The sequence below is a fragment of the Ruegeria sp. BHSB058 genome, from assembly GCF_059613285.1.
Genome location: NZ_JBXWSF010000145.1, coordinates 1 through 4,102 on the forward strand (window position 1 = coordinate 1; position 4,102 = coordinate 4,102).

Annotated in this window: 5 protein-coding genes; 4 read left to right on the top strand and 1 reads right to left on the bottom strand. The window is 57.3% G+C overall.

Annotated features, from left to right (window positions below; translation table 11 throughout):
* Positions 1-13 precede the first annotated feature (13 nt).
* From lspA to AC2FNB_RS20565, 4 genes are all read left to right on the top strand, one after another.
* A complete protein-coding gene (gene lspA / locus AC2FNB_RS20550) occupies positions 14-487 on the top strand; it encodes a signal peptidase II (protein ID WP_496748623.1) in 474 nt (157 codons plus the stop codon).
* A gap of 50 nt (positions 488-537) precedes the next feature.
* A complete protein-coding gene (locus AC2FNB_RS20555; protein WP_496748620.1) occupies positions 538-1,056 on the top strand; it encodes a DUF3035 domain-containing protein in 519 nt (172 codons plus the stop codon).
* Positions 1,057-1,136: 80 nt separating this feature from the next.
* Entirely contained in the window at positions 1,137-2,477 is a 1,341-nt protein-coding gene (locus AC2FNB_RS20560) for a M16 family metallopeptidase (protein WP_496748621.1), read from the top strand.
* Positions 2,474-3,784, top strand: coding sequence for a M16 family metallopeptidase (locus tag AC2FNB_RS20565; RefSeq protein ID WP_480750292.1), 1,311 nt, complete (start codon positions 2,474-2,476; stop codon positions 3,782-3,784). The genes AC2FNB_RS20560 and AC2FNB_RS20565 overlap by 4 nt, the downstream gene beginning before the upstream one ends.
* 61 nt (positions 3,785-3,845) lie before the next feature.
* On the opposite strand, the gene AC2FNB_RS20570 is transcribed toward AC2FNB_RS20565, so the two are convergent.
* Positions 3,846-4,102, bottom strand: a 257-nt coding sequence (locus AC2FNB_RS20570; protein WP_496748622.1) for an SDR family oxidoreductase, incomplete at its 5' end; no start/stop codon positions are given.

The window sequence follows — 4,102 nt, forward strand, 5'->3', positions numbered from 1 at the left end:
ATTTCCGGCATTGATGCGTTTCCGTCTTCTTCTCTGGGCCACGGCACTGGCTTTGCTGGCTGACCAGTTCAGCAAGTTTCTGGTCGTTCATGTCATGGATGTGGCCCATCGCGGCAGCATTGACGTGCTGCCGCCACTGCTTGTTTTCCGCTATGGTGAAAATCGGGGTATCAATTTCGGGCTGTTCCAAGGCGACGGCGATGCTGGTCGCTGGCTCCTGATTGGCCTATCACTCGTAATCTGTGCCGTTGTTATGATCTGGTTGCGCCGAGGGGTACGGTCGAAACTCATGCTGGTCAGCGGTGGGCTGTTGATTGGCGGTGCCTTGGGCAACGTGGTGGATCGCCTGGTTTTCGGGTATGTTCAGGATTTCCTGAATATGTCCTGCTGCGGCATTCAAAACCCCTTTGTTTTCAACATCGCCGATGTATTCATCTTTGCGGGCGCTGTTGGCCTTGTGATGCTGGATGGCAAAAAGGCCCCGTGACGGGCTGAACGAAATGGGCTAAAAGCGCCTGAAACAGGCTGGAGATAACCATGCGGATGCCGCTGGCGATAATCGTTGTGACTGCTGCCGTCGCTTTGACGGGATGTGCGAACAATGGGCTCAAGAATATCCGTGCGCAGGGACCGGGCCCGGATGAGTTTGCGGTGCTGCCAGTCAAACCGCTGACTTCGCCCAAGGATTATCAATACTTGCCGGCCCCGACGCCTGGTGGCGGCAACCTGACGGACCCGAATCCGGTTGAAGATGGAATCGTCGCCCTTGGAGGCAGCGCCGCGGCATTAAACGCAACAGCCATTCCCTCATCCGACGCGGCACTCATAACGGCATCGAGCCGGTACGGTGTACCCGCGAATACCAGACAGGTTGTGCAGGAGGAAGACGCCCGATTCCGCGAGCGTCAGGGTCGCCTTTCAAGCCTCCGCTTGCTCCCGGTCGACCGGTACGAGCAGGCCTATCGCAGTCAGTCAATCGACCCCGATGTTCAGAACGATGCGTTGCGGCGACAGGGCTATGCCACACCATCGGCACCACCGCCGTTCAATGAATAATTCTTAACTTTCTGTCATCTCTCTTGAACCCGCGCGTCGCCATCGTAGGTTGACACCTGTAACGACACGGAGGACGTCGCATGGTCCGGGCATTGGCGCTGTCAGCCGCCCTGCTTTCCGCAACCCCGCTATCCGCCGAGACGGGGCGGGAAGCGGTCACGACCTTTACGCTGGACAACGGCATGGATGTGGTGGTGATTGAAGATCACCGCGCACCCGTGGTTCAGCACACTGTCTGGTACAGGGCCGGGTCGGCAGACGAACCGGTCGGATCGTCAGGGGTTGCGCATTTTCTGGAGCATTTGCTGTTCAAGGCCACAGACACCTTGAAGGCCGGCGAGTTTTCGGCAACCGTGGCGGCCAATGGCGGTACCGACAATGCCTTCACCTCATACGACTACACGGCGTATTATCAACGGGTTGCAGCGGATCGGCTGGAGTTGATGATGCGGATGGAGTCGGATCGGATGCGCAACATCCGCCTGACTGAGCAGGATATAGCAACAGAACGCGGCGTGATCCTGGAAGAGCGCAACCAGCGCACCGAGAACAACCCCCGTGCCCTGTTCGGCGAACAGATGAATGCCAGCCAGTATCTCAACCACCGCTACGGCGTGCCGATCATTGGTTGGAAGCACGAGATGGAGGAGCTGGATCTGGAGGATGCGTTGTCCTTCTATCAGACCTACTATTCTCCCAATAACGCGGTCCTCGTGGTGACGGGCGACATCAACCCGGATGAGGTCGAAGACCTGGCCGAAAAGTACTATGGTGCAATTCCGGCCAACCCGGACCTTCCGGACAGAATGCGTTCGCAAGAGCCGCCGCAAACCGCTGAACGCCGGTTGATCTACAAAGACCCTCGTGTGTCGCAACCTTATGTTCAACGCAGCTATCTTGCTCCCGAACGGGATGCCGGAAATCAGGAAAAGGCCGCAGCGCTGTTCATGCTGGCAGAGTTGCTGGGCGGTGGAACCACATCCTATCTGAACGAAAAACTGCAGTTCGAAACGCAAAAAGCAGTTTATGCCAGCGCGTTTTACAAGGATGTCTCGCTGGACGACACCAGCTTTGATTTCATTGTTGTTCCGGCAGAAGGCGTTTCGTTGCAAGAGGCAGAAGAGGCGATGGATCACGCAATTGCTGATTTCATTGCCGAAGGAGTCAAGCAGGAAGACTTGGATCGGATCAAGATGCAACTGCGCGCCGCTTTGGTCTATGAGCGCGACAATGTGGATGGCATAGGCAATCGGTACGGCGCCGCGCTGACCAGCGGCCTGACGGTCGAGGACGTGCAGGTGTGGCCGGATATCCTTCAAGCCGTAACCGGCGAAGACATCGTCGCCGCTGCGCGTGATGTGCTGCGGTCCGAAACATCCGTGACAGGTTGGTTAATGCGAGACGGGGAGGTGACGCAATGAGAGCTTTCTTTGCAGCCGTGATAGCAGTCTTCATTGCTCTGCCCGCCTGGGCGGAGATCCAGATACAAGAAGTCACGTCGCCCAAGGGTATCAAGGCTTGGTTGGTCGAAGATCACTCCATCCCGTTTACCGCGCTGGAGTTGCGGTTTCGCGGAGGAACGTCGCTGGACAACCCCGAAAAGCGTGGCGCAGTCTATCTGATGAGCGGGTTGTTGGAGGAAGGCGCCGGCGACATGGATGCGCAGACCTATGCGCGGGCGCTTGAATCGCTGGCGGCTTCGTTTTCCTACCAGGCGACGGATGATTCCGTGGCGATCTCGGCGCGGTTCCTGACTGAAAACCGCGATGACGTCATCGATCTGTTGCACACCACAATCCACGAACCGCGTTTTGGTCAGACGGCCATCGACCGGGTACGGGCGCAGGTTCTGTCGGGTCTTAGGTCAGATGAAAAAGATCCTAACGACATTGCCGGTCTCAACTTTGCCAAGATGGCCTATGGCGATCATCCTTATGGTGCCGACGGTAAAGGAACGCTGGAAAGCGTGTCCTCTCTTACCCGCGATGATATCGTTGCGGCCTATGAAGGCGTGTTCGCCAAAGACCGTCTTTACGTTGGGGCGGTCGGCGATATCACTCCCGAAGAGCTTGGCGCGCTGCTGGACAAGCTGATTTCCGGTCTGCCCGAAACCGGAACACCTATCCCAGGAAAGGCCGAAGTCAGCATCTCTGGCGGCGTCAGTGTCGTCGATTTCGACACGCCGCAGTCAGTGGCCTTGTTTGCACAAAAAGGCATGGACCGGGACGATCCCGATTTCTTTGCGGCCTATCTGCTGAATCACATACTTGGTGGTGGTGGATTCGAAAGCCGGCTGATGCAGGAGGTTCGCGAAAAGCGCGGCCTGACCTATGGCGTCTATTCCTATCTGGTGCCCAAGGATCTCGCCTCGGTTTATATGGGTTCGGTTGCATCGGCCAATGACCGGATAGCCGAGGCGATCGAGGTGATTTCGGCCGAATGGAAACGCGCTGCCGTTGAGGGCGTTACCCAGAAAGAATTGTCCGATGCCAAAACCTATCTGACCGGAGCCTATCCCTTGCGATTTGACGGCAACGGCCAGATTGCGGGGATCATGGTGGGCATGCAGATGGAGGGATTGCCCATCGACTATATCACCACCCGCAACGATCAGGTGAATGCGGTAACACTCGATGATGTCAATCGCGTCGCGCGCGAATTGCTGGACCCCGAAGGTTTGCATTTCACCGTCGTGGGAAAACCGGTTGGGCTGGAAACCACCAATTGAGCATGGCAGATCAAGATTTGCGTTTTGAGCCCCTCAGCATCTGACCGATCATCTGACCCGGTCACCCTGATCCGCGCTGGTACAGGGCGCCATCCACCGACAGGACTGTTCCGCTGATATAACCGGCCATGTCGGATGCCAGAAACAGGCAGGCATTGGCGACATCTTGAAGTGTTCCCCAGCGCCCAAGGGGAACGTCCGCCAGAAACATCTTTTCCGCCTCGGGCGTCGGAGCCAGACGCTTTGCCCCTTCGGTCCCCTCGATGAACCCCGGCGAACCGAATTCACGCGGATACCTTCGATGCCCCATTCCAAAGC

Bases quoted from the DNA above. Each gene is read 5' to 3' on its own strand.
- lspA (WP_496748623.1), top strand. From the start codon at position 14: ATGCGTTTCCGTCTTCTTCTCTGGGCCACGGCACTGGCTTTGCTGGCT.
- AC2FNB_RS20555 (WP_496748620.1), top strand. From the start codon at position 538: ATGCGGATGCCGCTGGCGATAATCGTTGTGACTGCTGCCGTCGCTTTG.
- AC2FNB_RS20560 (WP_496748621.1), top strand. From the start codon at position 1,137: ATGGTCCGGGCATTGGCGCTGTCAGCCGCCCTGCTTTCCGCAACCCCG.
- AC2FNB_RS20565 (WP_480750292.1), top strand. From the start codon at position 2,474: ATGAGAGCTTTCTTTGCAGCCGTGATAGCAGTCTTCATTGCTCTGCCC.